The organism is Streptomyces sp. NPDC004284, assembly GCF_042874035.1.
In the GTDB taxonomy this organism is placed as follows: domain Bacteria; phylum Actinomycetota; class Actinomycetes; order Streptomycetales; family Streptomycetaceae; genus Streptomyces.
On sequence record NZ_JBIAMJ010000007.1, the window covers coordinates 1 to 23,737 of the forward strand.

General features: G+C 71.4%; 26 protein-coding genes. 10 read left to right on the forward strand and 16 right to left on the reverse strand.

Translation table 11 applies throughout. The features are described 5' to 3' along the window. Positions 1 to 257: 257 nt before the first annotated feature. Positions 258 to 920, reverse strand: a complete 663-nt coding sequence (locus ACFYUS_RS19270; RefSeq protein ID WP_388853032.1) for a DNA-3-methyladenine glycosylase — start codon at positions 918 to 920, stop codon at positions 258 to 260. A gap of 86 nt (positions 921 to 1,006) precedes the next feature. Here ACFYUS_RS19270 and ACFYUS_RS19275 point away from each other — a divergent pair, with 86 nt between their 5' ends. From ACFYUS_RS19275 to ACFYUS_RS19285, 3 genes are all read left to right on the forward strand, one after another. Beyond that, positions 1,007 to 1,789, forward strand: a complete 783-nt coding sequence (locus ACFYUS_RS19275; protein WP_388853035.1) for a sporulation protein — start codon at positions 1,007 to 1,009, stop codon at positions 1,787 to 1,789. A 44-nt stretch (positions 1,790 to 1,833) separates the two neighbouring features. Beyond that, positions 1,834 to 2,364, forward strand: a complete 531-nt coding sequence (locus tag ACFYUS_RS19280) for a YbhB/YbcL family Raf kinase inhibitor-like protein (protein WP_388853038.1) — start codon at positions 1,834 to 1,836, stop codon at positions 2,362 to 2,364. Between the two features lie 170 nt (positions 2,365 to 2,534). Beyond that, positions 2,535 to 3,041, forward strand: coding sequence for an HNH endonuclease (locus tag ACFYUS_RS19285; protein ID WP_388853041.1), 507 nt, complete (start codon positions 2,535 to 2,537; stop codon positions 3,039 to 3,041). A 71-nt stretch (positions 3,042 to 3,112) separates the two neighbouring features. Here ACFYUS_RS19285 and ACFYUS_RS19290 read toward each other — a convergent pair whose 3' ends face one another. From ACFYUS_RS19290 to ACFYUS_RS19305, 4 genes are all read right to left on the reverse strand, one after another. Further along, complete coding sequence (locus ACFYUS_RS19290) at positions 3,113 to 3,886, reverse strand: sulfite exporter TauE/SafE family protein (protein WP_388853044.1); 774 nt, start codon at positions 3,884 to 3,886, stop codon at positions 3,113 to 3,115. A gap of 92 nt (positions 3,887 to 3,978) precedes the next feature. Continuing rightward, on the reverse strand, positions 3,979 to 4,917 hold the full coding sequence (locus tag ACFYUS_RS19295) for an SPFH domain-containing protein (RefSeq protein WP_388853047.1): 939 nt from the start codon (positions 4,915 to 4,917) through the stop codon (positions 3,979 to 3,981). Positions 4,918 to 5,010: 93 nt separating this feature from the next. After that, positions 5,011 to 5,439 carry an NfeD family protein gene (locus tag ACFYUS_RS19300; RefSeq protein ID WP_388853050.1) on the reverse strand — a complete coding sequence of 143 codons (429 nt, stop codon included), beginning with the start codon at positions 5,437 to 5,439 and terminating at the stop codon, positions 5,011 to 5,013. Between the two features lie 76 nt (positions 5,440 to 5,515). Then, a complete protein-coding gene (locus tag ACFYUS_RS19305) occupies positions 5,516 to 6,313 on the reverse strand; it encodes an ABC transporter ATP-binding protein (RefSeq protein WP_388853053.1) in 798 nt (265 codons plus the stop codon). Between the two features lie 135 nt (positions 6,314 to 6,448). Here ACFYUS_RS19305 and ACFYUS_RS19310 point away from each other — a divergent pair, with 135 nt between their 5' ends. Continuing rightward, positions 6,449 to 7,240 (forward strand): hypothetical protein, encoded by a 792-nt coding sequence (locus ACFYUS_RS19310; RefSeq protein ID WP_388853056.1) that lies wholly within the window; start codon positions 6,449 to 6,451, stop codon positions 7,238 to 7,240. Between the two features lie 176 nt (positions 7,241 to 7,416). Here ACFYUS_RS19310 and ACFYUS_RS19315 read toward each other — a convergent pair whose 3' ends face one another. The 3 genes from ACFYUS_RS19315 to ACFYUS_RS19325 form a co-directional block, all read right to left on the reverse strand. Further along, on the reverse strand, positions 7,417 to 7,662 hold the full coding sequence (locus ACFYUS_RS19315) for a chaplin (RefSeq protein WP_388853058.1): 246 nt from the start codon (positions 7,660 to 7,662) through the stop codon (positions 7,417 to 7,419). 154 nt (positions 7,663 to 7,816) lie between these two features. Next, positions 7,817 to 8,461, reverse strand: a complete 645-nt coding sequence (locus ACFYUS_RS19320; RefSeq protein WP_388853061.1) for a response regulator — start codon at positions 8,459 to 8,461, stop codon at positions 7,817 to 7,819. Beyond that, positions 8,454 to 9,599, reverse strand: coding sequence for a GAF domain-containing sensor histidine kinase (locus ACFYUS_RS19325; RefSeq protein ID WP_388853064.1), 1,146 nt, complete (start codon positions 9,597 to 9,599; stop codon positions 8,454 to 8,456). The genes ACFYUS_RS19320 and ACFYUS_RS19325 overlap by 8 nt, the downstream gene beginning before the upstream one ends. Positions 9,600 to 9,772: 173 nt before the next feature. Here ACFYUS_RS19325 and ACFYUS_RS19330 point away from each other — a divergent pair, with 173 nt between their 5' ends. The 3 genes from ACFYUS_RS19330 (at position 9,773) to ACFYUS_RS19340 (ending at position 12,610) form a co-directional block, all read left to right on the forward strand. Beyond that, a complete protein-coding gene (locus tag ACFYUS_RS19330) occupies positions 9,773 to 10,474 on the forward strand; it encodes an SDR family NAD(P)-dependent oxidoreductase (protein ID WP_388854112.1) in 702 nt (233 codons plus the stop codon). Continuing rightward, the gene (locus ACFYUS_RS19335; protein WP_388853066.1) at positions 10,471 to 11,559 is read left to right on the forward strand and encodes an S-adenosylmethionine:tRNA ribosyltransferase-isomerase; all 1,089 of its coding nucleotides are present in this window, start codon (positions 10,471 to 10,473) and stop codon (positions 11,557 to 11,559) included. The genes ACFYUS_RS19330 and ACFYUS_RS19335 overlap by 4 nt, the downstream gene beginning before the upstream one ends. A gap of 289 nt (positions 11,560 to 11,848) precedes the next feature. Continuing rightward, the gene (locus ACFYUS_RS19340) at positions 11,849 to 12,610 is read left to right on the forward strand and encodes a transglycosylase SLT domain-containing protein (protein ID WP_388853069.1); all 762 of its coding nucleotides are present in this window, start codon (positions 11,849 to 11,851) and stop codon (positions 12,608 to 12,610) included. Between the two features lie 64 nt (positions 12,611 to 12,674). Here ACFYUS_RS19340 and ACFYUS_RS19345 read toward each other — a convergent pair whose 3' ends face one another. Next, a complete protein-coding gene (locus tag ACFYUS_RS19345; RefSeq protein ID WP_388853072.1) occupies positions 12,675 to 15,242 on the reverse strand; it encodes an FHA domain-containing protein in 2,568 nt (855 codons plus the stop codon). A 197-nt stretch (positions 15,243 to 15,439) separates the two neighbouring features. Here ACFYUS_RS19345 and serB point away from each other — a divergent pair, with 197 nt between their 5' ends. Beyond that, a complete protein-coding gene (serB, locus tag ACFYUS_RS19350) occupies positions 15,440 to 16,657 on the forward strand; it encodes a phosphoserine phosphatase SerB (RefSeq protein WP_388853075.1) in 1,218 nt (405 codons plus the stop codon). Positions 16,658 to 16,726: 69 nt separating this feature from the next. Here the strand turns inward: serB and ACFYUS_RS19355 are convergent, their stop codons facing one another. The 4 genes from ACFYUS_RS19355 to ACFYUS_RS19370 all read right to left on the reverse strand — a co-directional run bounded on the left by ACFYUS_RS19355 (position 16,727) and on the right by ACFYUS_RS19370 (position 19,079). Beyond that, a complete protein-coding gene (locus ACFYUS_RS19355) occupies positions 16,727 to 17,245 on the reverse strand; it encodes a SixA phosphatase family protein (RefSeq protein WP_388853078.1) in 519 nt (172 codons plus the stop codon). A gap of 35 nt (positions 17,246 to 17,280) precedes the next feature. Then, positions 17,281 to 17,484: a hypothetical protein gene (locus tag ACFYUS_RS19360; protein ID WP_388853081.1), complete on the reverse strand. Its 204-nt coding sequence runs from the start codon at positions 17,482 to 17,484 to the stop codon at positions 17,281 to 17,283. 147 nt (positions 17,485 to 17,631) lie between these two features. Then, on the reverse strand, positions 17,632 to 17,748 hold the full coding sequence (locus ACFYUS_RS19365) for an SGM_5486 family transporter-associated protein (protein ID WP_256341457.1): 117 nt from the start codon (positions 17,746 to 17,748) through the stop codon (positions 17,632 to 17,634). A gap of 17 nt (positions 17,749 to 17,765) precedes the next feature. After that, positions 17,766 to 19,079 (reverse strand): CynX/NimT family MFS transporter, encoded by a 1,314-nt coding sequence (locus ACFYUS_RS19370; RefSeq protein ID WP_388853084.1) that lies wholly within the window; start codon positions 19,077 to 19,079, stop codon positions 17,766 to 17,768. 78 nt (positions 19,080 to 19,157) lie between these two features. On the opposite strand from ACFYUS_RS19370, the gene ACFYUS_RS19375 reads away from it, so the two are divergent. Then, positions 19,158 to 19,877 carry a FadR/GntR family transcriptional regulator gene (locus ACFYUS_RS19375; RefSeq protein ID WP_388854116.1) on the forward strand — a complete coding sequence of 240 codons (720 nt, stop codon included), beginning with the start codon at positions 19,158 to 19,160 and terminating at the stop codon, positions 19,875 to 19,877. On the opposite strand, the gene ACFYUS_RS19380 is transcribed toward ACFYUS_RS19375, so the two are convergent. From ACFYUS_RS19380 to fabG, 3 genes are all read right to left on the reverse strand, one after another. Next, complete coding sequence (locus ACFYUS_RS19380; protein ID WP_388853087.1) at positions 19,816 to 20,232, reverse strand: hypothetical protein; 417 nt, start codon at positions 20,230 to 20,232, stop codon at positions 19,816 to 19,818. The genes ACFYUS_RS19375 and ACFYUS_RS19380 overlap by 62 nt on opposite strands. 160 nt (positions 20,233 to 20,392) lie before the next feature. After that, positions 20,393 to 21,169 carry an enoyl-ACP reductase FabI gene (fabI, locus tag ACFYUS_RS19385; protein WP_388853090.1) on the reverse strand — a complete coding sequence of 259 codons (777 nt, stop codon included), beginning with the start codon at positions 21,167 to 21,169 and terminating at the stop codon, positions 20,393 to 20,395. A 5-nt stretch (positions 21,170 to 21,174) separates the two neighbouring features. Next, the gene (gene fabG, locus ACFYUS_RS19390; RefSeq protein WP_030691676.1) at positions 21,175 to 21,894 is read right to left on the reverse strand and encodes a 3-oxoacyl-[acyl-carrier-protein] reductase; all 720 of its coding nucleotides are present in this window, start codon (positions 21,892 to 21,894) and stop codon (positions 21,175 to 21,177) included. Positions 21,895 to 22,138: 244 nt separating this feature from the next. On the opposite strand from fabG, the gene ACFYUS_RS19395 reads away from it, so the two are divergent. Continuing rightward, positions 22,139 to 23,662, forward strand: a complete 1,524-nt coding sequence (locus ACFYUS_RS19395; protein ID WP_388853093.1) for a TldD/PmbA family protein — start codon at positions 22,139 to 22,141, stop codon at positions 23,660 to 23,662. Positions 23,663 to 23,737 lie beyond the last annotated feature (75 nt).

Sequence of the window (23,737 nt, forward strand, 5' to 3'; positions counted from 1 at the left end):
CGCTTCCTTCGTTTCCGACTCTATCAGATCTTTCCGATCCGATTTCCTCGGTGCTTTCCGGTCCCTTTCGCTTTCGCTCCGGGCCCTTCCGGCGTGTTCACTACGTTAGCTGATTTCTTCGGCGACTCATAATCGAGTCAATCGAATTCGAATTCAGGCACGACGAAATAAGCCCCTGCTGGGGATCATCTTCTCGTAGTGGGTGGCCGCTACGGGGTGCTTGAACAAGCAGACCGTTTCCTGCGGCTCGGGCTACGTTACGAGGTCGGGCGGCCCGAGTCAAGGCGGCGCTTCCGGGGGGCGTGGGGGCGGTAGGGGCTGACCGTCGGGTCCTCGGTGATCCAGAAGCGCCAGGGGTGGGGGGCGCCGTCGCCGCCGACGCCCGTGCGGGGACCGTTGCTGATGCGGTCCGGGGTGGGGGGTGTGCCGGCGAGGAGGGCCAGGGGGGCGTCCTGGCCTGCGCAGGTGTCCGTGCCGTTGAGGGGGAGGGCGACGTCGAGGGCGGTGGCCAGGCGGGCCGGGCCCTTGGCCAGCTCGTGGTCGGAGCGGGCCGAGCGGCGGCGGGGGCGGGCCTGGTCGGCGCCCTCGATGAATTCACCCGCGCGGAGCAGGACGCCGCTCGCGTGGCCCTCGGGGCCGCACACCAGGTTGAGGCAGTGCCACATGCCGTAGGTGAAGTAGACGTATGCGTGTCCGGGTGGGCCGAACATGACGGCGTTGCGTGCCGTGCGCCCCCGGAAGGCGTGTGAGCCGGGGTCGATCGCGCCGGCGTACGCCTCCACCTCCGTGAGGCGCAGTTCCATCCGGCCCTCGGCCGTGTTGCGGACGAGCGTGCGGCCCAGGAGATCGGGGGCCACCTCCAGGACGGGGCGGTCGAAGAAGGCCCTCGGGATCGGCGTACGGTCGGGGCTCTCGCTCATGGCGTCCGAGGGTAGCGGGGAGCGGTGGGGAACCGGCTACGGTCGTGGCGCGTATGTAGGGGTCAGGACCAGAAGGAGTGGAAGTCATGGGTTTCAAGAAGCTGCTCGCGAGCCTGGGCGCCGGCGGGGCGACCGTGGAGACGGTGCTCACCGAGGAGAACGTCGTCCCGGGTGGGGTCGTCCAGGGTGAGGTGCGGATCCAGGGCGGTTCGGTCGCGCAGCAGATCGAGGGGCTGTCCGTCGGTCTGCAGGCGCGGGTCGAGGTCGAGGGCGGCGACCAGGAGTACAAGCAGGACGTCGAGTTCGTGAAGGTGCGTCTGGGCGGGGCCTTCGAGGTGCAGGCCGGGGCGGTGCACGTGGTGCCGTTCGGTCTGGAGATCCCGTGGGAGACGCCGGTGACGACCATCGCCGGGCAGCAGCTGCGCGGGATGAACATCGGGGTGACGACCGAGCTGGAGATCGCCCGGGCCGTGGACTCCGGTGACCTGGACCCGATCCACGTGCACCCGCTGCCGGCGCAGCAGGCGATCCTGGACGCCTTCATCCAGCTGGGCTTCCGCTTCAAGAGCGCGGACATGGAGCGCGGGCACATCCGGGGGACGCGGCAGAGGCTGCCCTTCTACCAGGAGATCGAGTTCTTCGCGCCGCAGCAGTACCGGGGCCTGAACCAGGTCGAGGTCAGCTTCGTCGCGGACCACCAGGAGATGGACGTCGTCCTGGAGATGGACAAGAAGCCGGGTCTGTTCACCGAGGGCAGCGACTCGTTCCGCGCGTTCAAGGTGGGGCTGCACGACTTCCACACCACCGACTGGGCGGCTTACCTGAACCAGTGGCTCGCCGAGGTCGGCGGCCGTCGCAACTGGCTCTAGGCTCGGCACCGTCAGTGTTGACGGACGATTCGGAGGTACTCGACGTGTCCCAGGGCAAGAGGCCGCTCCCCCACGACTTCCACCCGCCGGTGGCGGCGTTCACCGTGGTGAGCGACGACGTCGCGCCGGGTGGGGTCCTGAAGGACGCTCAGGTGCACGCGGCGGGGAACACCTCGCCGCAGCTGAGCTGGGAGGGGTTCCCGGCGGAGACGAAGAGCTTCGCCGTCACCTGCTTCGACCCGGACGCCCCGACGGGCAGCGGGTTCTGGCACTGGGTGCTGTTCGACATCCCGGTGTCGGTGACGGAGCTGCCGGCCGGTGCCGGGTCCGGGTCGTTCGCGGGGCTGCCGGCGGGTGCCGTGCACGCGCGGAACGACTACGGGTCGAAGGACTTCGGCGGCGCCGCCCCGCCGAAGGGCGACGGGCCGCACCGGTACGTCTTCACGGTGTACGCGGTGGATCAGGAGAAGCTCGGTCCGGACGCCGACGCCTCGCCGGCCGCGGTCGGGTTCAACCTGCGGTTCCACACGCTGGGGCGTGCCCAGCTCGTGGGTGAGTACGAGAATCCCGCGTAAGGCTGATCGTTCGTCAGTTGTTTGCCCGCTTCTGGTCTTGGAGAGATCAGAAGCGGGCACTTTTTGTTGCGCAGGAAATTGCGTTGTCCGACCCGGCCGGCCCGGCCATCGTTGATCCAAGCCCGAAGACCCCTTCCGGGGCTGGGGCCGGTACACGGGAGGTGGGCAACATGCGGGACACGCTGGTACTGAACGCGAGCTTCGAGCCGCTGTCGACGGTCACACTCAACCGCGCGGTGGTGCTTGTCCTCCAGGACAAGGCCGTCGTCGAGCAGGCCCATCCCGAGCTGAGGGTGCGGGGTGCCGCCGTCGATCTCCCGGTGCCGCGGGTGATCAGGCTCTGCCGGTACGTACGGGTGCCGTTCCGAAGACAGGCTCCGTGGTCGAGGAGGGGGGTGCTGGTCCGGGACCAGCACCGGTGCGCGTACTGCGGAAGACGGGCGACGACGGTCGACCACGTCGTGCCACGGGCCCAGGGCGGTGGGGACAGCTGGCTGAATACGGTCGCTTCCTGCGCCGAGGACAACCACCGCAAGGCCGACCGGACGCCGGAGCAGGCGGGGATGCCGCTGTTGCACCAGCCGTTCGAGCCGACGCCGGCGGACGCGATGCTGCTCGCGATGCGGGCGAGCGACCGGTCCGAGCTGCCGGAGTGGCTGGCCGACTCGGCGGCGTAGGCAGGTGGTCCGCGACGACGCGGAAGGGCCCGTCTCCCCGGTGGGGAGGCGGGCCCCGTCGTTCTCGGGGGCTAGCCGAGGGTCAGCTGGAGGATCGCCACGATGCCGACGGCGATGATCACCCCGCGCAGGACCGTGGGGGGCAGCTTGCGACCGACCTTGGCGCCGAGCTGGCCGCCGAGGGTGGAGCCGACGGCGATGAGGAGGACGGCCGTCCAGTCGAAGTCGGCGACGAAGAGGAAGAAGACGGCGGCGACTCCGTTGACCAGTGCGCCGAGGATGTTCTTGACGGCGTTGATGCGCTGGAGGTCGTCGTGGAGCAGCAGGCCCATGAGGGAGAGGTAGAGGACTCCCTGGGCGGCGCCGAAGTATCCGCCGTACATGCTGGCGAGGAAGAGGCCGGCGAGGAGGACGGGGCCGCCGTCGGGGTGGGCCTCGGTGCCGGTCTGTTCGCGGCGGCGCTTGACGGCGGCGGCGATGCGGGGCTGGAGCAGGACCAGGACGAGCGCGAGGCCGATGAGGACGGGGACGATCGCGTCGAAGGCCTGGGACGGCAGGGCCAGGAGCAGGACGGCGCCGACGAGGCCGCCGAGGAGGGCCACGGTGCCGAGGCGCAGGACGCGGTTCTTCTGGCCCTTGAGTTCGCGGCGGTAGCCGATGGCCCCGCTGATGGAGCCGGGGACGAGGCCGAGGGCGTTGGAGACGTTCGCGGTGATCGGGGGGAGTCCGGTCGCGAGGAGGACCGGGAACGTGATGAGCGTTCCCGATCCGACGATGGTGTTGATGGTGCCGGCGCCGATGCCGGCGGCGAGGACTGCCAGGGCTTCCCAGATGGACAACGCCATCTCCTTACATGGTCAGTGAGTCGCCTCCCCGCCCTGACGTCGTCGGGGTCGAGGGGCTCGCACCGATCATGCACGAGGGTTACGTGTACGCGTCAGTCAACCGTCGGTTCGTCTCGCCGTGCGGACGGTACGTCCTTGATGTTGAATCCGGGGGTGCCGCTGCCGACGTTGCCGAAGGCGCCGGAGAGGCCCTTGAGGGCGTCGCCGATCTCGCTGGGCACGATCCAGAGCTTGTTGGCGTCGCCCTCGGCGATCTTCGGGAGCATCTGGAGGTACTGGTACGAGAGGAGCTTCTGGTCCGGGTCGCCGGCGTGGATGGCCTCGAAGACGGTGCGGACGGCCTGGGCCTCGCCCTCGGCCTTGAGCGCGGCGGCCTTGGCCTCGCCCTCGGCGCGGAGGATCGCGGACTGCTTCTCGCCCTCGGCGGTGAGGATGGCGGACTGGCGGGTTCCCTCGGCGGTGAGGATCGCGGCGCGCTTGTCGCGCTCGGCGCGCATCTGCTTCTCCATCGAGTCCTGGATGGAGGTCGGCGGCTCGATGGCCTTGAGCTCGACGCGGTTGACGCGGATGCCCCACTTGCCGGTGGCCTCGTCGAGGACGCCGCGCAGGGCCGCGTTGATCTCCTCGCGGGAGGTGAGGGTCCGCTCCAGGTCCATGCCGCCGATGATGTTGCGCAGGGTGGTGACGGTGAGCTGCTCGATCGCCTGGATGTAGCTGGCGACCTCGTAGGTCGCGGCGCGGGCGTCGGTGACCTGGTAGTAGATGACCGTGTCGATGTTGACGACCAGGTTGTCCTGGGTGATCACCGGCTGCGGCGGGAACGGGACGACCTGTTCGCGGAGGTCGATCCTGTTGCGGATCGAGTCGATGAACGGGACCACGATGTTCAGTCCGGCGTTGAGCGTGCGGGTGTAGCGGCCGAAGCGCTCCACGATCGCCGCGCTCGCCTGCGGGATGACCTGGATCGTCTTGATCAGGGCGATGAAGACGAGCACCACCAGAATGATCAGGACGATGATGACTGCTGACATCGTGTTCCCCGTGCCCTTCGCTGCCGGTTGTCTGCCGGGTTGCTTTCGATGATCGAGTTTCCCAGACGGCGGAGCGTCATGGGCGAGGTTCGGTCACATGACCACGGCGGTCGCCCCGTCGATGTCGACGACGTCGACCTGTTCGCCCGGTTCGAAGGCCTGTCCGCCGTCGAGCGTGCGGGCGGACCAGACCTCTCCCGCGAGTTTGATGCGGCCTCCGTTGCCGTCGACCCGTTCCAGGACGACGGCCTGACGGCCCTTCAGCGCGTCGACGCCGGTGGCGAGTCCGGGACCGCCCGCGCGGTGGCGGGCGGCGATCGGGCGTACCACCGCGATGAGCGCCACGGAGACGACGACGAAGACGAGCACCTGGGGGACGACGCCGAAGCCGAGGGCGGCGGTCACCGCCCCGGCGACCGCTCCGACGGAGAACATGCCGAACTCCGGCATCGCGGTCAGGACCAGCGGAATGCCGAGCCCCACCGCGCCGATCAGCCACCAGACCCACGCGTCGATGTCCACGTGGTCATGGTAGGGCGGTGGGGTCCTTCCGGGACAGGGCGCGGGCGGCTGTGCGGGACGCCGGTGCCCCGGCCGGTCACTTCAGGGGCAGGCCGTGGGCGGTCCAGCGGTCGCCGACGCGCTCGACGACGAGCGGCAGGCCGAAGCAGTGCGAGAGGTTGCGGGAGGTGAGCTCGGTCTCCACGGGTCCTGCGGCGAGGACCTTGCCCTGGCGGATCATCAGGACGTGGGTGAAGCCGGGGGCGATCTCCTCGACATGGTGGGTGACCATGATCATGGAGGGGGCGTACGGGTCGCGGGCGAGGCGGCCGAGGCGGCGGACCAGGTCCTCGCGGCCACCGAGGTCGAGGCCGGCGGCGGGCTCGTCGAGGAGGAGGAGCTCCGGGTCGGTCATCATCGCGCGGGCGATGAGGGTGCGCTTGCGCTCGCCCTCGGAGAGGGTGCCGAACTTGCGGTCCAGGTAGTCGTTCATCCCGAGCCGGTCGAGGAAGGCCTTGGCGCGCTCCTCGTCGACCGGGTCGTAGTCCTCGTGCCAGGTGGCGGTCATGCCGTACGCGGCGGTGAGGACGGTCTGCAGGACGGTCTGGCGCTTGGGGAGCTTCTCCGCCATCGCGATGCCGGCCATGCCGATGCGGGGGCGGAGCTCGAAGACGTCGGTGCCGACGCCGCCGAGCTGCTCGCCCAGGATGTGGGCGGTGCCCTTGGTGGGGAAGAGGTAGCTGGAGGCGACGTTCAGAAGGGTGGTCTTGCCGGCGCCGTTGGGTCCGAGGATCACCCAGCGCTCGCCCTCCTTGACCGACCAGGAGACCTCGTCCACCAGAGCCCGTCCGTCGCGGACCACGGATACGTCCACCAGCTCCAGTACATCGCTCATGAGCGCGTTGTCTCCCCTTGCGGTCGAGTCTTGTCGTCGCCTTGCGCCGGTGGGCGCGGCGTCCAGGGGAAAACCTACGTTATCGACGGAGCGGACCGGTCCGTAGGGCTTCCTTTGAGTCCTTAGTCTGGGGGGATGCTTTCGGAACCACGCTCAGGACGTCTGGCCGCCTGGGGCAATGCCCTGCTGGCCGGGGCGGTGTCGCCCGACGAGGCGGCGATGGCGATCGTCGGGGAGGACGCGGTGCACCGCGTCGAGGGGCTGCCGGGTGAGGCGGGGCCGGTGGGGCTGACGCTCGCGCTGGGCCGGCTGCGGCGGCTCGGGGTGACCGGGTGGCGGGTCGCGTTGCCCGCGCCGGGTCATCCGCTGGGGCTGTCCGGGCCGCCGGACTTCAACGCGCGCGCGTTGGAGGCGGAGGAGGCGGTGGTGGGCTTCGGCGCGCCGTACGGCCTGGTGCCGGAGGTCTCCGAGGCGGGGCCGGCGGGTGATGTGCACGTGGAGGTGGTCTGGCGCTGTCTGGCGGTACGGGACGCCCCGCCGGCGGACGTGCCGTCCCTCGGCGAGGCCGAGCGCGAGCTGGCGGAGGCGCTGCGCGACGCGACGACGGTGCTGACCCGCCTCGACGTGGCGGCCTCGGGTCCCGCGGCGGACGTGGCCCGCGAGGCGTACCGGGCGCGGTCGGAGGTGGGCCGCGAGGTCCTGGCCCCCGGCTATCCGCCGCGCGCGGTACGGGTCCTGGAGCTGGCCCAGCGGATCGCCCTGCTCGTGAACCTGGCGTACGACCACGGTCACGGGGGTGCGGTGAGCGCTTCGGAGATGGCGGCTCGGGGGGAGGCGCTGCGGCCGGTGGAGCGGGTGGCGCGGCGGGCGCAGGTCGCCGCGTACAACGCGTACGTGGAGGAGAGGGAGCGGGAGCGGGGGTTCTGAGCGCTGCGCCTCGGGCTCCGGGTGCGGGTTCGGGCGCGGAAGCCTCTGGCGTCGGCAGGGGCGCCGTCCGTCGTGCCCACCCTCCCCCGAGCTCTCGGACGAAGTCCGGGGGAGGAACGGGTACCCACAACGAGGTCGGCCCCCGGGGATCGTCCGGGGGCCGGATCCAGAGGCGGTCAGCCGTTGAAGGCGCCGTTGCCGAAGGCCGGGTTGAGCAGGCCGATCACGTTGACCGTGTTGCCGGAGACGTTCACGGGGACGTGGACCGGGACCTGCACCAGGTTGCCGGAGGCGACGCCCGGCGAGTTGAGGGCCTTGCCGGTGGCCTCGGCGCCGGTGTGGGCGGAGGCGACACCCGCGCCGGCGGCGACGATGCCACCGGCGACCATGGTGAGGGCGGCGGCCTTCTTGAGGTTCTTCACTTGTGTACTTCCTCCTGGTGATCGCTGCGGCCGGTCCGCCGCAGCACGCCATGGAGAACGCCGCGGCCCCCGCCGGGTTGCGCCGAACGGGGGATATACACACGACGGTATGACCTATTGAACGGTCGTGCGCCCGGCGCGTACGGGGGGCGCGTCAGTTGGTGAGGCCGTGTCTCACCGCCCAGAGCGCCGCCTGGGTGCGGTCCGCGAGGTCGAGCTTCATCAAGATGTTCGAGACGTGCGTCTTGACCGTCTTCTCGGAGAGGACGAGGGCGCGGGCGATCTCCCGGTTGGACCGGCCGTCCGCGATCAGGCCGAGGACCTCGCGCTCCCGCTCCGTGAGGGACGGGCCCCGCCCCGTGCCCCCGGGGGAGTCGTCCTGGGCGAGGAGCGCGCCGGCGACCTCGGGCTGGAGCAGGACGTGCCCGGCGTGGACGGAGCGGATCGCGCCGGCGAGGGCGTCGGGGGCGATGTCCTTGTAGACGTATCCGAAGGCTCCGGCGCGGAGCGCGGGGACGACCGTCCGCTGCTCGGTGAAGCTGGTGACGATCAGGACCCTGGTCGGGTTGGCGAGCTCGCGGAGCCGCTTGAGCGCCTCGATGCCGTCCGTGCCCGGCATCTTCACGTCCATGAGGACCACGTCGGGGCGGAGCTCCTCGGCCCTGGCGACTCCTTCGGCGCCGTCGGAGGCCTCCCCCACGACCTCGATGTCGTCCTGCACCTCCAGGAAGGTGCGCAGGCCGCGGCGGACGACCTGGTGGTCGTCGACCAGCAGGACACGGATCGGCTTGTCAGCCACCGGGAACCTCCATCTCGATCGTGGTGCCCTCGCCCGGGGCCGAGGTCACGGTGAGCCGCCCGCCGACGCCGCCCGCCCGGTCCCGCATGGAGACCAGGCCGAGGTGGCGTCCGGCGCTGCGGACGGTACGCGGGTCGAAGCCCTTGCCGTCGTCGGTGACGGTGAGCAGCGCGCCCTGGCCGCTGCGGGTGAGGGAGACCGTGACGCGCTTCGCGTCGGCGTGCCGCAGGGCGTTGTGCAGGGCCTCCTGGGCGACCCGGAGGACGGCCTCCTCCTGGGCGGCCGGCAGGGCCCGGGTCCCCTGGCTCTCGAAGGTGACCCGGGCGGAGTGGGCCCGGTCGAGGACCTGGATCTGGGCGCGGAGCGTGTGGACGAGGCCGTCCTCGTCGAGGGCGGCGGGCCGGAGCTCGACGACGGCGGCGCGCAGCTCGTCGGCGGCCTCGGCGGCGAGCGCGGCGACCTGCTGGAGCTCGCCCTTGGCGCGGGCCGGGTCGCGGTCGACGAGGGCGGCGGCGGCCTGGGCGGTCAGCCGGAGCGAGAACAGTTTCTGGCTGACGGCGTCGTGCAGCTCGTGGGCGAGGCGGGAGCGCTCCTCGGCGATGGTGAGCTCACGGCTGCGCTCGTACAGGCGGGCGTTGGTGAGGGCGATCGCCGCGTGCTGGGCGAGGATCGAGAGGAGGGCCTCGTCGTCGGCGGTGAAGCCGCAGCCGCCGTCGGGCTTGGGGCAGCGCTTGTTGGCGAGGAAGAGGGCGGCGAGGATCTCGTCGCCGTCCCTGACGGGCAGGCCGAGGAAGTCGGACATCTCGGGGTGGGCGTCCGGCCAGCCCTCGAAGCGGGGATCCAGGCGGACGTCGGCGAGCCGTTCGGGCTCGGCCTTGTGGAGCATCGAGGCGAGGATGCCGTGCTGGCGGGGCAGCGGGCCGATCGCCTTCCACTGCTCGTCGCTGACGCCGTCGACCACGAACTGCGCGAAACCGCCGTGGTCGTCGGGGACGCCCAGGGCCGCGTACTCGGCGTCGAGCAGTTCGCGGGCGGAGGCCACGATCGTCTTGAGGACGTCGCGGACCTCCAGGTGGCGGCTCATCGCCAGCAGGGCGGTGCTCACGGCGGCCAGGCCGGAGCTCGGTCGATGGCTCATGTGTTCACCGTACCGGCGGGGTGTGACGGTCCGTATCCGCCCGGGGACGAGGGCGGGGCAGGTCCCGGGACCTAGGTCGAAGTGCCCTCGGAGGTCCGGGCCCGGGGACGAGGCGGCGGGCGGGGGTGCGGCCGGAGGCTTGAGCCGTTCACAGGGAGAAGGGGATGGACGTCATGGCTGTCGCGATCATCACGGGGGCGTCGAAGGGGCTGGGGCGGGCGCTGGCGCAGGCGCTGGCGGGGCGGGGCTGGGACCTGGTGCTCGACGCCCGTACGGCGGGAGCACTGGAGGAGAGCGCGGAGGAGGCACGCACGCGTGGCGTACGGGTGGTGGCCGTGGCCGGGGACGTGACGGACGCGGCGCACCGGCGGGAGCTGGTGGCGGCGGCGCGGGAGCTCGGTGGGCTCGATCTGCTGGTGAACAACGCGGGGATCCTGGGTGCCGAGCCGCTCGTACCGCTCGACAGCCACTCGCTCGACGGGTTCCGGGCCGCCCTGGAGGTCAACGTGGTGGCTCCGCTGGGGCTGCTGCAGGAGGTGCTGCCGCTGCTGCGTGCGGCACCCGCCGGTGCGGTGATCAACCTGAGCTCGGACGCGGCGGCGGAGGCGTACCGGACCTGGGGCGCGTACGGGGCGACGAAGGCGGCGCTCGACCAGCTGTCGGCGGTGCTCGCGGTGGAGGAGCCGGGGCTGCGGGTCTGGTGGGTGGACCCGGGCGGGATGCGGACGGACATGCTGGCCGCGGCGGAGCCCGACGAGGACCTGTCGGGGACGCCGGCCCCGGCCGAGGTCGCCCCCGTCTTCCTGCGGCTGCTCGACGAGCGGCCGGCGAGCGGCCGGTACTCCGCGCCGGCCTTCCTGGAGGCGGTCCGGTGACCGTGCTGTCCGACGCGCTGGAGGAGCTGCGGGTGCCGGCGGAGCTGTCGGCACGGGTGCCGGCCGAGCAGCGGGGGCCCGGGCGGGGCCGGGACGACGTGCGGCTGCTCGTGTCCCGGGGCGAGGCCGTGTCGCACCACTCCTTCCGGGAGCTGCCCGCGCTGCTGCGGGCCGGGGACGTGCTCGTCGTCAACACGTCGACGACGCTGGCGGCGGCCGTGGACGGGCTCCTGGCGCCCAACGGGGAGCCGGTGGTGGTGCACTTCTCGACCCGCGGGGACGACGGGCGGTGGGCGGTGGAGCTGCGGACGCCGGACGGATCGGGCAGTACGCGCCCGCGTGGGGGCGGTCCGGCGGGGGCGGTCGTCCGACTGCCGGGAGGGGCCCGGCTCGTGCTCGCGGGGCCGCTGGCGCCCGGGAGCGGACGGCTGTGGTGGGCGAGGGTGGACACGGACGTGCCGGGGCTGCTCGGTCGGTACGGGCGGGCCATCCGCTACGGGTACACGGAGCGGGACCAGCCCCTGTCGGCGTACCGGACCGTCTTCGCGCTCCCCTCCCCCGACGGCGCGGGCTCGGCGGAGATGCCGAGCGCCGGGCGGCCCTTCACGGCCCGGCTGGTGGCGGAGCTGGTCGACCGGGGCGTACGCATCGCTCCCCTCTCCCTTCATACGGGGGTGGCGTCGGCGGAGGCGCACGAGCCGCCGTACCCGGAGCCCTTCGAGGTCCCTGCGGCGACGGCGGCCCTGGTGAACGCGGCCCGCGCCGAGGGCGGGCGGGTGATCGCGGTGGGGACGACGGTGGTGCGGGCGCTGGAATCGGCGGCGGTCGGCGGGGTGGTGCGTGCCCGTGCCGGGTGGACCGATCTGGTGGTGACGCCCGCGCGGGGGGTGCGGGTGGTGGACGGGCTGCTCACCGGGCTGCACGAGCCGGAGGCCTCGCATCTGCTGATGCTGGAGGCGGTCTCCGGGCGGCCCGCGCTGCGGAGCGCGTACGCCGCCGCGGTGCGGGAGCGCTACCTCTGGCACGAGTTCGGCGACGTCCATCTCCTCCTTCCGGAGGAGGAGCCTCACGGTGCGCATTGCTGACGCAACGCGTGGTGAGTTCTTCGTGTGCCTGATGTGAGGCCGCGCATAGGACGCAGGTCACTTACGAAGCCCCCTAGTGGACGTCCGAATGCCCGATATGGGCGGACGAAACGGGCCACAGGGGGCTTTCTGTGGCCCGTGCACGGGCCCCTGATCCACTACCCGCGATCGTACGTCACACCTTTGCCACGCGATTTTGCTGCCGCTAAGAATTGCCCCCGTCGCCGCCGAGCAGGCGCAGCGCCGCCCCGGCCGAGCGACCCCCAGCGATTCGAAGAGGTAGCCCAGCATGTCTGCGAACACCCCTGGCCACAGTCGTGGTCTGAAGAAGACCCACAAGGCCACGATCGCCGGCGTCGCCGCTCTGGGCGCCGCAGCCCTCACGCTCTCCCTCGTCCCCGGCAACCACGGCGGCACCGAGACCGAGCCGCAGGCTCTGGCCGGCACCCAGCAGGTCGCCTGGGCGTACGACGCGAACAGCCCGCAGGCGAAGGCGCTGGCCGCCAGCGTCAACGAGCAGCAGACCACCATCGGCCTGAAGGCGAAGCAGGAGGCCGAGGCGAAGGCCGAGGCCGCCGCGAAGGCCAAGGCCGAGGCGAAGAAGAAGGCCGACGCCCAGGCGAAGGCGAAGGCGAAGGCCGAGGCCGAGGCGAAGGCCAAGGCCGCCGCGAAGAAGCGCGCCGCGGAGAAGGCGGCCGCGAACCGCTCCGTCACCCGCACCCCGGTCTTCGCGAACAACCTCGACGGCTGGATCCGCGAGGCGCTCTACATCATGGACAAGCACGACATCCCGGGCACCTACAACGGTCTGCACCGGAACATCATGCGCGAGTCCAGCGGCAACCCGTACGCCATCAACAACTGGGACATCAACGCCCAGAACGGCATCCCGTCCAAGGGTCTGCTCCAGGTGATCTACCCGACCTTCAAGACCTACCACGTGGCGGGCACCAAGTTCGACCAGTACGACCCGGTCGCCAACATCGTCGCCGCCGCCAACTACGCGGCCGACCGCTACGGCTCGATCGACAACGTCAACAGCGCGTACTGAGTCGCCCGAGACACGCCGAAGGGCGGCACCCCGTGCGGGGTGCCGCCCTTCGGGGCTTGTCTCGCTACTTGCGCATGACCTCGGGCTCGTGGCGGCGCAGCAGCCGCGCCACGAGGACGCAGCAGACGGTCGCCATGAGCAGCTGGATGCCGAGGTCCAGGCTCCACTGGCCGACCGTGTGCTCCCACAGCGGGTCGGTGTTCGTGGGGTCCTTGTGGTCCCACGGCGGCATCAGGTGCGCCAGGTCCAGGGTGGTGCCGGCGCCGGCGATGCCCCAGCGGGAGGGCATGAGCCAGGCGAACTGCTCCAGGCCGGGCGAGCCGTACACCTGGAAGAGGATGCCGGTGAACACGACCTGGATGATCGCGAACATGACGAGCAGCGGCATGGTCTTCTCGGCGGTCTTCACCAGCGCGGAGATGACCAGGCCGACCATCATCGAGGTCAGGCCGAGCGCGATGACCTGGACGCACAGCTCGACGGCCGGCGGCATGAACAGGCCCTCTTCGGGGAGCGCGCGCGTGGAGAAGCCGATGCCGCAGATGATCACGCCCTGGAAGGCCGTGATCACGCCGAGGACGATGACCTTGGACATCAGGTACGCGGAGCGGGACAGGCCGACGGCGCGCTCCCGCTCGTAGATGACCCGTTCCTTGATGAGCTCTCGGACGGAGTTCGCCGCGCCGGAGAAGCACATGCCGACCGCGAGGATCAGCATGATCGTGCCGGCGTCGCCGTTGAAGCGGGACGGCGGTGTGGGCTTGCCGAGGCCGAAGTCGGCGGGGATGACGACGGACACCGCGCCGAGGACGGCCGGCAGGATCACCATCAGGGCCATGAAGCCCTTGTCGGAGGCGATCACCGACACGTAGCGGCGGATCAGGGTCCACAGCTGCGAGCCCCAGCCCTGCGGCTTCGGCGGGCGGGCCATGGCCTGCTGCGGCATCTGGACGGGCTGGGCGGCGACGGCGTCGATGTCCGCGGCGTACATCTGGTAGTGCTGCGAGCCCTTCCAGCGGCCCGCCCAGTCGTAGTCGCGGTAGTTCTCGAAGGCGGAGAAGACGTCGGCCCAGGTGGAGTAGCCGAAGAAGTTCAGCGCCTCCTCCGGCGGACCGAAGTACGCCACGGAGCCGCCGGGCGCCATGACGAGCAGCTTGTCGCAGAGGCCCAGCTCGGCCACCGAGTGGGTGACGACGAGGACCGTGCGGCCGTCGTCCGCGAGGCCGCGGAGCAGCTGCATGACGTCGCGGTCCATGCCCGGGTCGAGGCCGGAGGTCGGCTCGTCCAGGAAGATCAGCGAGGGCTTGGTGAGGAGCTCCAGGGCGACGGAGACGCGCTTGCGCTGGCCACCGGAGAGGGAGGTGACCTTCTTCTCCTTGTGGATGTCGAGCTTGAGCTCGCGCAGCACCTCGTCGATGCGGGCCTCGCGCTCGGCCGCGGCGGTGTCGCCGGGGAAGCGGAGCTTGGCCGCGTAGCGCAGCGCCTTCACGACCGTCAGTTCCTTGTGCAGGATGTCGTCCTGCGGGACCAGACCGATGCGCTGGCGCAGCTCGGCGAACTGCTTGTAGAGGCTGCGGTTGTCGTAGAGGACGTCGCCCTCGTTGGCCGGGCGGTAGCCGGTCAGCGCCTTGAGCAGGGTGGACTTGCCGGAGCCGGACGGGCCGATGACGCCGATCAGCGACTTCTCCGGGACGCCGAAGGTGACGTCCTTGAGGATCTGCTTGCCGCCGTCGACCGTGACCGTGAGGTGGCGGGCCGAGAAGGAGACCGAACCGGTGTCGACGAACTCCTCGAGCTGGCCGCCGACGATGCGGAACGTCGAGTGGCCGACGCCGACGATGTCCTGCGGGCCGAGGAGGGCCGAGCCGCCCTTGGGGATCGGCTGACCGTTGACGTAGGTGCCGTTGTGCGAGCCGAGGTCGCGGATCTCGAAGCGGCCGTCGGGCGTCGCGTGGAACTCGGCGTGGTGCCGCGAGACCTGGAGGTCGGAGACGACCAGTTCGTTCTCGAGGGCACGGCCGATGCGCATCACGCGGCCGAGGTCCAGCTGGTGGAAGGTGGTGGGGCTGCGGTCGGCGTAGGCCGACGACGCCCCCGCGGCGACGCCGGGGTGACCCTGCCCGTGCCCCTGCTGGTGCGGGACCTGCTGGGCGGGCGGCTGCTGGGCCTGCTGCTGCCAGCCCTGCTGCGGCGCCTGCTGCTGCGGGGGCGCCTGGTGCGTGGCCCAGTCGGCCTGGGCGGCGGACGCGGCGGCGGCCTGGTGGGCGGGAGCCTGCTGGGCCGGGGCCTGCTGCTGCGGGACCTGCTGCTGAGGTGCGGCCGCCGCGCCGGACGCGACGAGATTCAGCCGCGGGCCGTCGGTCGCGTTGCCCAGGTGGACGGCCGAACCGGGGCCGATCTCCACCTGGTGGACCCGCTGGCCCTGCACGAAGGTGCCGTTCGTGGAGCCGTGGTCCTCGATGACCCAGCTCCGGCCGCCCCAGCTGACGGTGGCGTGGCGCCACGAGACCCTGGCGTCGTCGATGACCAGGTCGCCCTGGGGGTCCCTGCCCAGGGTGTACGACCGGGACGGATCGAGCGTCCAGGTCCTGCCGTTCAATTCCAGTACGAGTTCTGGCACTCCATGCCCCACTACTTGTCCCCCGATGTACCCCCGTCTACGGGAGTCCAGGGATGGCGAATCATCCTGGGGAACTATTTCAGGCCCGGTCCCGTCTCGGAAAGTCGGGCCGCGTGAAGACCTTCGGGTCGTCCACTGGACCGCTCGGGTGTCCGCAGGGCGGGACGGGGGGTCGGACGGCACACGGTGCCCGATACGGTGGAACCACCATGAGCGCATCGCACACCTCAGACGTTCCCACTCTTCTCGTCAAGATCTTCGGGAAGGACCGTCCCGGGATCACCGCGGGACTCTTCGACACCCTCGCCGCCTACTCCGTCGACGTCGTGGACATCGAACAGGTGGTCTCCCGCGGCCGCCTCGTCCTGTGCGCGCTCGTCACCGAGCCGACCGTCGCCTCGGCGGGCGAACTCAGGGCCACCGTGCACAGCTGGGCCGAGTCGCTGAAGCTCCAGGCCGAGATCATCTCCGGCACGGGCGACAACCGGCCGCGCGGCGAGGGACGCTCGCACGTCACCGTGCTCGGCCACCCGCTCACCGCGGAGCAGACGGCGGCCATAGCGGCCAGGATCGCGGAGACCGGCGGCAACATCGACCGCATCTTCCGCCTCGCGAAGTACCCGGTGACGGCGGTCGAGTTCGCCGTCTCGGGCTGCGGGACCGAGTCGCTGCGGACCGCCCTCGCCACCGAGGCGCACAGCATCGGGGTCGACGTGGCCGTCGTCTCCGCGGGTCTGCACCGGCGGGCCCAGCGGCTCGTGGTCATGGACGTCGACTCGACCCTGATCCAGGACGAGGTGATCGAGCTCTTCGCCGCGCACGCGGGCTGCGAGGACAAGGTCGCCGAGGTGACGGCGGCGGCGATGCGCGGCGAGCTGGACTTCGAGCAGTCGCTCCACGCGCGCGTGGAGCTGCTGGCCGGCCTGGACGCCTCGGTGGTCGACAAGGTCCGCGCCGAGGTGCGGCTGACGCCCGGGGCCCGGACCCTGATCCGTACGCTCAAGCGGCTCGGCTACCAGGTGGGCGTCGTCTCCGGTGGGTTCACGCAGGTCACCGACGACCTGAAGGAGCGGCTCGGCCTCGACTTCGCCTCCGCCAACACGCTGGAGATCGTGGACGGGAAGCTCACCGGCCGGGTCACCGGCGACATCGTCGACCGGGCGGGCAAGGCGCGGCTGCTGCGCCGGTTCGCGGCGGAGGCGGGGGTGCCGCTGGCGCAGACCGTGGCGATCGGCGACGGGGCGAACGACCTGGACATGCTGAACGCGGCCGGGCTCGGGGTGGCGTTCAACGCGAAGCCGGTGGTCCGTCAGGCGGCGCACACGGCGGTGAACGTGCCGTTCCTGGACACCGTGCTGTACCTGCTCGGCATCACGCGCGAGGAGGTCGAGGCCGCGGACTTCGGCGAGGAGGACCTGCCGCACTGAGCGGCGGGGATACGGAGAGGGGCCCGGGCGTCGGACGACGCCCGGGCCCCTCTCCGTACGGGTACGGGGTCAGGAGTGCGGGGCCCAGAACTCGACGAGCTTGCCGACGCCGTGCTCCACGGACTTCCAGGAGCCGTCGAAGGTGACGACGGCGAAGGCGGAGGTCGGGAAGCCGCTGCGGTTCATCCGGGAGAGGGTGTCGCCCTCGGCCCCGCCCGCGAGGGCGTCGGCCAGGGCGTGCATGCCGGGGTTGTGGCCGATGAGCAGGAGGTGGTTCACGGCGTCCGGGGTCTCGTTGACCAGGGCGATGAGCTCGCCGAGGGAGGCCTCGTACATCCGCTCCTCGTACACCGTCTTCGGGCGCTGCGGGAGCTCCTGGACGGCCAGCTTCCAGGTCTCGCGGGTGCGGAGGGCGGTCGAGCAGAGGGCCAGGTCGAAGGCGATGCCGGTCTCGGCGAGCCGTCGGCCGGCCACCGGGGCGTCCGTGCGGCCCCGGTCGGCGAGGGGTCGCTCGTGGTCGGACTCGTCGTTCCAGTCTGCCTTCGCGTGCCGGAGGAGCACGATGCTGCGGGGTGTATCGACGCTCATGGTCCACAGCTTCGCACGAAACGGGCCACCACGACTCAGAGAGACAGCGTTTGCCAGAGGTGCTCGAGAACTCTGCCGAACGCCGGGTCTCCGGTGGCCGCCTGGGCCTCACCCGACCCGGTCATGAGCACCAGGAGGGCGAGGAAGGCGGCGGCCGGGAGGGCGAGGGCCCACCAGGGCAGCCGGGTGTCGACGCCCGTGGTCGTGGTCCGGATGCCGGGGTGCGTGGGGGCCGACATGGCCGCCTCCGTGGGTGAGTTCCGTGCTTTCGCCGTTGTCACCAACGTACGGATCGCACGTCCTCCGGCCCATCGGGCGATCCACCCACTTCACCCTGACACTCACCCCCTAGGGGATACGGGGGTCAGCCCCACCTCCCCGTCACCTCACGGGGAGGCGAACGAGGCGATGACGGCGATGACGACCGTGATGCCGAGCATCGCGCCGAGCACGAGGAGCAGCTTCTTCTGGCCGTTCTGGGGATTGGGTTCGAGGACTGGCATGGGAACAGTCTCGCATCTCAGCATTCGTCCTCGACCGTCCGGTCCCGGCCGGCCAGGGTTCCGACGATCATCTGCGGCACCATCAGTCCGCCCATGAGCGCGATGGGCAGTCCCCAGCCGCCGCTGTGCTGGTAGAGCACGCCGACGAGGAGGGGCCCGGGGATGGAGATGAGGTAGCCGACGCTCTGCGCGAAGGCGGAGAGCCGGACGACGCCCGCGCCGGTGCGCGAGCGCATGCCGATCATCGTGAGGGCGAGCGGGAAGGCGCAGTTGGAGACGCCGAGGAGCACCGCCCAGACCCAGGCTCCGGCGGCGGGGGCGAGGAGGAGGCCGGTGTATCCGGTGAGCCCGCACAGGCCGAGGGCGACGACGATCGGGCCCTGGTTCTTCATGCGGGTCGCGAGGCGGGGGATGACGAAGGCGAGCGGGACGCCCATGACCATGGTGACGGCGAGGAGCACGCCCGCGGTGGCGGCGGGGACGCCGGCGTCGCGGAAGATCTGCGGCATCCAGCCCATGGTGATGTAGGCGCCGGTGGCCTGGAGGCCGAAGAAGACGCCGAGCGCCCAGGCGGTGCGGCTGCGGGTGATGCGCGGTGCGGGGGCCTGCGGTGCCGCTTCGCGGGCGGTGGCCGCCGGGGGCGCCGTGTCCGCGCCCCGGTCGCGCAGGAGCGGGAGCCAGGGCAGGACGGCGACCGCGGCGAGGACCGCCCAGACGCCGAGGCCGAGGCGCCAGTCGCCGCCGAGGGCGTCGGTCATGGGGACGGTCGCGGCCGCGGCGACGGAGGTGCCGAGGGCGAGCGCCATGGAGTAGAGGCCGGTCATGCTGCCGACGCGGTCGGGGAAGTACCGCTTGACGATGACGGGCATCAGGACGTTGCTGACGGCGATGCCCATGAGGGCGAGGGCGCTGGCGGCGAGGAAGGCGGCGGTGCCGGTCGCGAAGGGCCGCAGGACGAGGCCGGTGAAGATCGCGGCCATGCCCGCGCAGACGACGGCGGCGGGGCCGAAGCGGCGGGCGAGGCGGGGGGCGGTGATGCCGAAGACCGCGAAGCAGAGCGGGGGCACGGAGGTGAGGACGCCGGCGACGCTGCCGCTCATGTGGAGGTCCGCGCTGACCTCTTCGAGGAGGGCGCCGAGGCTGGTGATGGCGGGGCGCAGGTTGAGGGCGGCCAGGACGAGTCCGACGGCGACGAGGCCGAGGAGCCCGCGGCGAGGCGGGGCGGCACGGCCCGGTGCGGGAGAATCCCCGGCCGTGGTGGCCGTGGCCGTCCGTGCGGTGGTCTCCGCCGCTGTCACGGCGGGGTCGAGGGTCTTCGGCTCGTCAGACATGAGGCCATCATAGAATCATGGGATGATTGGTTGTCCAATCTCGAACAGTCCAGCCTCGAATGAATGGGAAGGCGTTCCATGGCCCTCGGTCACCCCCGGCGCACCGGTCTCTCCGATCAGGTGATCGCCGAGCTGCGGAACCAGATCACCTCCGGCGAGTGGCCGGTGGGTTCGCGCATCCCGACCGAACCCGAACTGGTCGAGCAGCTGGGCGTCGCCCGCAACACGGTGCGCGAGGCGGTCCGCGCGCTCGCGCACAACGGCCTGCTCGACATCCGCCAGGGCTCGGGGACGTACGTCGTCGCCACCAGCGAGCTGGCGGGCGTCATGCACCGGCGCTTCGCCGGCTCCGACCCCCGGCACGTCGCCGAGCTGCGCTCGACGCTGGAGTCCGCGGCGGCCCGGTTCGCGGCCGAGCGGCGCTCGGAGCGGGACCTGAAGCAGCTGGACGCCCTGCTCGGGCGCCGTGAGGAGGCGTGGGAGTCCGGGGACGCGGAGCGGTTCGTGACGGTCGACGCGGCCTTCCACCACGCGGTGGTCGCCGCCTCGGGCAACGAGGTGCTGACGGAGCTCTACGCGGACCTGGGCGATCTGCTGCGGGACTGGCTGCGCGACGACATCGGGCAGGTGCTGCGGCCGGAGAACCACATGGACCACGCGCGCCTGGTGGACGCGATCCGCGCGGGCGACGCCGAGCGGGCCGGCACGGAGGCGGCCGGCTACCCCTTCATGTGCCTCAGGAGCCCCGTACCGGAAGAGAACCCGGAGCGGGAGCCGGATCCGCGGGCTGGTGCGTGACCCAGGCGGACCGGACCTCCTTCCAGCAGCGGCCGGTGACCTGGGCGTAGTCGGCGGGTCCGACCTCCACGGGGGCGCTGTCGGTGTCGACGTCCCACCAGCGGTCGCACTCGACGTGGAGGCGGACGCGGTCGGTGCGGGGGTACGGATTGCTGCAGTGGGCGGTGACGCGGGAGCCCTCGACGAGGGTCCGGCAGGAGGCTCCGAAGTTCTCCGGCTCCTCGGTCGCCGGGGCGGTGACGGGGAGCTCCTCGGTGGGGGCGGGAACGGCCCGTACCTCGGCGGCCACTCCGGTCCCGGTGATCAGAACGGCGACGGAGGCGATCGCCCCGAAGCCGTGACGTATCGCGCGCATGCCCGTACCTCCTCCCCGTCAGCAGCAGAACATCACGCTCTGCCCCAGTCTGGGGTCGTTCGGGCTACTTTTCGACCCGTGCAGGGGTTGCGGAACGCCGAGGGCCGTGTGTCCGTCCCGGAGGACGGGCACACGGCCCTCGGCTCGCTGTGCGGAGCGGTTACGCGCCCATGGCGTGCACGCCGCCGTCCACGTGGATGATCTCGCCCGTGGTCATCGGGAACCAGTCCGAGAGCAGCGCGACGATGCCGCGGCCGGCCGGCTCCGGGTCCGCGAGGTCCCAGGCCAGCGGGGAGCGGCTGTCCCACACGGAGGCCAGACCGTCGAAGCCCGGGATGGACTTGGCGGCCATGGAGCCGAGCGGGCCCGCCGAGATCAGGTTGCAGCGGATGTTCTGCTTGCCGAGGTCGCGCGCCATGTAGCGGCTGGTGGCCTCCAGGGCGGCCTTGGCCGGGCCCATCCAGTCGTACTGCGGCCAGGCGAACTGCGCGTCGAAGGTCAGGCCGACGACGGAACCGCCCTCGGACATCAGCGGCAGCAGCGCCATCGTCAGCGACTTCAGGGAGAAGGCGGAGACGTGCATGGCGGTGGCCACGGACTCGAACGGCGTGTTCAGGAAGTTGCCGCCGAGCGCGTCCTGCGGCGCGAAGCCGATGGAGTGCACGATGCCGTCGAGGCGGTCGCCCAGCTGCTCGCGGACCTGGCCCTCCAGGCGGGCGAGGTGCTCGTCGTTGGAGACGTCGAGCTCCAGGACCTTGACCTTCTCGGGCTTGGGGAGCTTCTTGGCGATGCGCTCGGTCAGCGTCGGCCGGGGCCAGGCGGTGAGGATGATCTCCGCACCCTGCTCCTGGGCCAGCTTCGCGGCGTGGAAGGCGATGGAGGACTCCATCAGCACACCGGTGATGAGGATGCGCTTGCCCTCGAGAATTCCGCTCATGGTGATCAGTGACCCATGCCCAATCCGCCGTCAACCGGGATGACGGCTCCAGTGATGTACGAGGCGTCGTCGGAGGCGAGGAACTTCACCGCGGCGGCGATCTCCTCCGGCTGCGCGTAGCGGCCCAGCGGCACCTGGGACACGATGCCCGCGCGCTGCTCGTCGGTGAGCACGGCGGTCATGTCGGTGTCGACGAAGCCGGGGGCGACGACGTTGAAGGTGATGTTGCGCGAGCCCAGCTCACGCGCGAGGGAGCGGGCGAAGCCGACCAGGCCGGCCTTGGAGGCGGCGTAGTTGGCCTGGCCCGCGGAACCCAGCAGACCGACGACCGAGGAGATCAGGACGACGCGGCCCTTCTTGGCGCGCAGCATCCCGCGGTTGGCACGCTTGACGACCCGGAACGTGCCGGTGAGGTTGGTGTCGAGGACGGACGTGAAGTCCTCCTCGGTCATGCGCATGAGGAGCTGGTCCTTCGTCACGCCGGCGTTGGCCACGAGGACCTCCACCGGACCGTGCTTCTCCTCGATCTCCTTGTAGGCCGTCTCCACCTGCTCCGCGTCGGTGATGTCGCACTTGACGGGGAGGCAGCCGAGCTCGACCAGGGCGGCCGGGGGCTCGCCGGAGCGGTACGTGATCGCGACCTTGTCGCCGGCCTCGGCGAACGCGCGGGCGATGGCGAGGCCGATGCCCCGGTTTCCTCCGGTGACGAGAACCGAGCGGCTCAACGGATCACCCTTTCGATAGCGGTCTGGTAGCCGAAAACCTATCGGTATCGCTCCCGACATGGGGAATCGACCTCCCACAGTGGCGTAGGGGTGTCACTGTCGGGTCCCTACAGCTCGGGGCCGGTACGAACCGGTCGGCGGGTTCGCCCGGGGCGCACTCCAATGCGCGGACTCGGGCGCCCGTCCCGTGATTGACTTCCGGTTTCAGACCGCTGTCTTCCGATCGCCGAGAGCGAGGCCGCTCGTGGTCCATCAGATCGACCCTTCGTTCGTCGCGCTGCCGTTGCGGGCGCTCGCCGACGCCGCGCTCGCCCGGGCGCGCGCGCTGGGCGCCGAGCACGCGGACTTCCGCCTGGAGCGGGTGCGCAGCGCCTCCTGGCGGCTGCGCGACGCCAAACCGTCCGGGTCCTCGGACACCACGGACCTCGGCTACGCGGTGCGGGTGGTGCACGGCGGGGCCTGGGGCTTCGCCTCCGGCGTGGACCTGACGATGGACGGGGCGGCGCGGGTCGCCTCGCAGGCGGTCGCCATGGCCAAGCTGTCGGCGAAGGTGATCGCGGCGGCGGGCTCCGACGAGCGCGTGGAGCTGGCCGAGGAGCCGGTGCACGCCGAGAAGACGTGGATCTCCTCGTACGAGATCGACCCGTTCTCCGTGCCCGCCGAGGAGAAGAGCGCGCTGCTCGCCGACTGGAGCGCCCGGCTGCTCGGGGCGGAGGGCGTGGCGCACGTGGACGCCTCGCTGCTCACCGTCCACGAGAACAAGTTCTACGCGGACACGGCCGGCACCGTGACCACGCAGCAGCGCGTCCGGCTGCACCCGCAGCTCACGGCGGTCGCCGTGGACGGGACGACCGGCGAGTTCGACTCGATGCGGACGATCGCTCCGCCGGTCGGGCGGGGCTGGGAGTACCTGACCGGGACCGGCTGGGACTGGGACAAGGAGCTCGACGAGATCCCGGGGCTGCTCGCCGAGAAGATGCGCGCGCCGAGCGTGGAGGCCGGGCGGTACGACCTGGTCGTGGACCCGTCGAACCTGTGGCTGACGATCCACGAGTCCATCGGGCACGCCACCGAGCTGGACCGGGCGCTCGGCTACGAGGCGGCGTACGCGGGCACCTCCTTCGCCACCTTCGACCAGCTGGGCAAGCTGGCGTACGGCTCCTCGGTCATGAACGTGACGGGTGACCGGACCGCGGAGCACGGTCTCGCCACCGTCGGCTTCGACGACGAGGGCGTCGAGGCGCAGTCCTGGGACCTGGTGAAGGACGGCACGCTCGTCGGCTACCAGCTGGACCGGCGGATCGCGAAGCTCACGGGCCTCGGCCGGTCGAACGGCTGCGCCTTCGCCGACTCCCCCGCGCACGTCCCGGTGCAGCGGATGGCGAACGTCTCGCTCCAGCCGGACCCGGGCGGTCTGTCGACGGAGGACCTGATCGGGGGCGTGGAGCGCGGCATCTACGTGGTCGGCGACCGGTCCTGGTCGATCGACATGCAGCGCTACAACTTCCAGTTCACCGGCCAGCGCTTCTTCCGCATCGAGAACGGCCGGCTCGCCGGGCAGCTGCGGGACGTGGCGTACCAGGCGACGACCACCGACTTCTGGGGCTCGATGGAGCAGGTCGGCGGCCCGCAGACGTACGTCCTCGGTGGCGCCTTCAACTGCGGCAAGGCCCAGCCGGGCCAGGTCGCCGCCGTCTCGCACGGCTGCCCGTCCGCCCTCTTCCGGGGCGTCAACATCCTCAATACGACGCAGGAGGCCGGTCGATGAACTCCCGCCACGACCTTTGCCGGGGGTCCGGGGGTCGCCCCCCGGGCAAGCACAGTCTGAACACCACGCAGGAGG

Coding starts and splice junctions, on each gene's coding strand:
- ACFYUS_RS19270 (WP_388853032.1), bottom strand. CDS start 920: ATGAGCGAGAGCCCCGACCGTACGCCGATCCCGAGGGCCTTCTTCGAC.
- ACFYUS_RS19275 (WP_388853035.1), top strand. CDS start 1,007: ATGGGTTTCAAGAAGCTGCTCGCGAGCCTGGGCGCCGGCGGGGCGACC.
- ACFYUS_RS19285 (WP_388853041.1), top strand. CDS start 2,535: ATGCGGGACACGCTGGTACTGAACGCGAGCTTCGAGCCGCTGTCGACG.
- ACFYUS_RS19290 (WP_388853044.1), bottom strand. CDS start 3,886: ATGGCGTTGTCCATCTGGGAAGCCCTGGCAGTCCTCGCCGCCGGCATC.
- ACFYUS_RS19295 (WP_388853047.1), bottom strand. CDS start 4,917: ATGTCAGCAGTCATCATCGTCCTGATCATTCTGGTGGTGCTCGTCTTC.
- ACFYUS_RS19305 (WP_388853053.1), bottom strand. CDS start 6,313: ATGAGCGATGTACTGGAGCTGGTGGACGTATCCGTGGTCCGCGACGGA.
- ACFYUS_RS19310 (WP_388853056.1), top strand. CDS start 6,449: ATGCTTTCGGAACCACGCTCAGGACGTCTGGCCGCCTGGGGCAATGCC.
- ACFYUS_RS19325 (WP_388853064.1), bottom strand. CDS start 9,599: ATGAGCCATCGACCGAGCTCCGGCCTGGCCGCCGTGAGCACCGCCCTG.
- ACFYUS_RS19330 (WP_388854112.1), top strand. CDS start 9,773: ATGGCTGTCGCGATCATCACGGGGGCGTCGAAGGGGCTGGGGCGGGCG.
- ACFYUS_RS19340 (WP_388853069.1), top strand. CDS start 11,849: ATGTCTGCGAACACCCCTGGCCACAGTCGTGGTCTGAAGAAGACCCAC.
- serB (WP_388853075.1), top strand. CDS start 15,440: ATGAGCGCATCGCACACCTCAGACGTTCCCACTCTTCTCGTCAAGATC.
- ACFYUS_RS19355 (WP_388853078.1), bottom strand. CDS start 17,245: ATGAGCGTCGATACACCCCGCAGCATCGTGCTCCTCCGGCACGCGAAG.
- ACFYUS_RS19360 (WP_388853081.1), bottom strand. CDS start 17,484: ATGTCGGCCCCCACGCACCCCGGCATCCGGACCACGACCACGGGCGTC.
- ACFYUS_RS19365 (WP_256341457.1), bottom strand. CDS start 17,748: ATGCCAGTCCTCGAACCCAATCCCCAGAACGGCCAGAAGAAGCTGCTC.
- ACFYUS_RS19370 (WP_388853084.1), bottom strand. CDS start 19,079: ATGTCTGACGAGCCGAAGACCCTCGACCCCGCCGTGACAGCGGCGGAG.
- ACFYUS_RS19375 (WP_388854116.1), top strand. CDS start 19,158: ATGGCCCTCGGTCACCCCCGGCGCACCGGTCTCTCCGATCAGGTGATC.
- ACFYUS_RS19380 (WP_388853087.1), bottom strand. CDS start 20,232: ATGCGCGCGATACGTCACGGCTTCGGGGCGATCGCCTCCGTCGCCGTT.
- fabI (WP_388853090.1), bottom strand. CDS start 21,169: ATGAGCGGAATTCTCGAGGGCAAGCGCATCCTCATCACCGGTGTGCTG.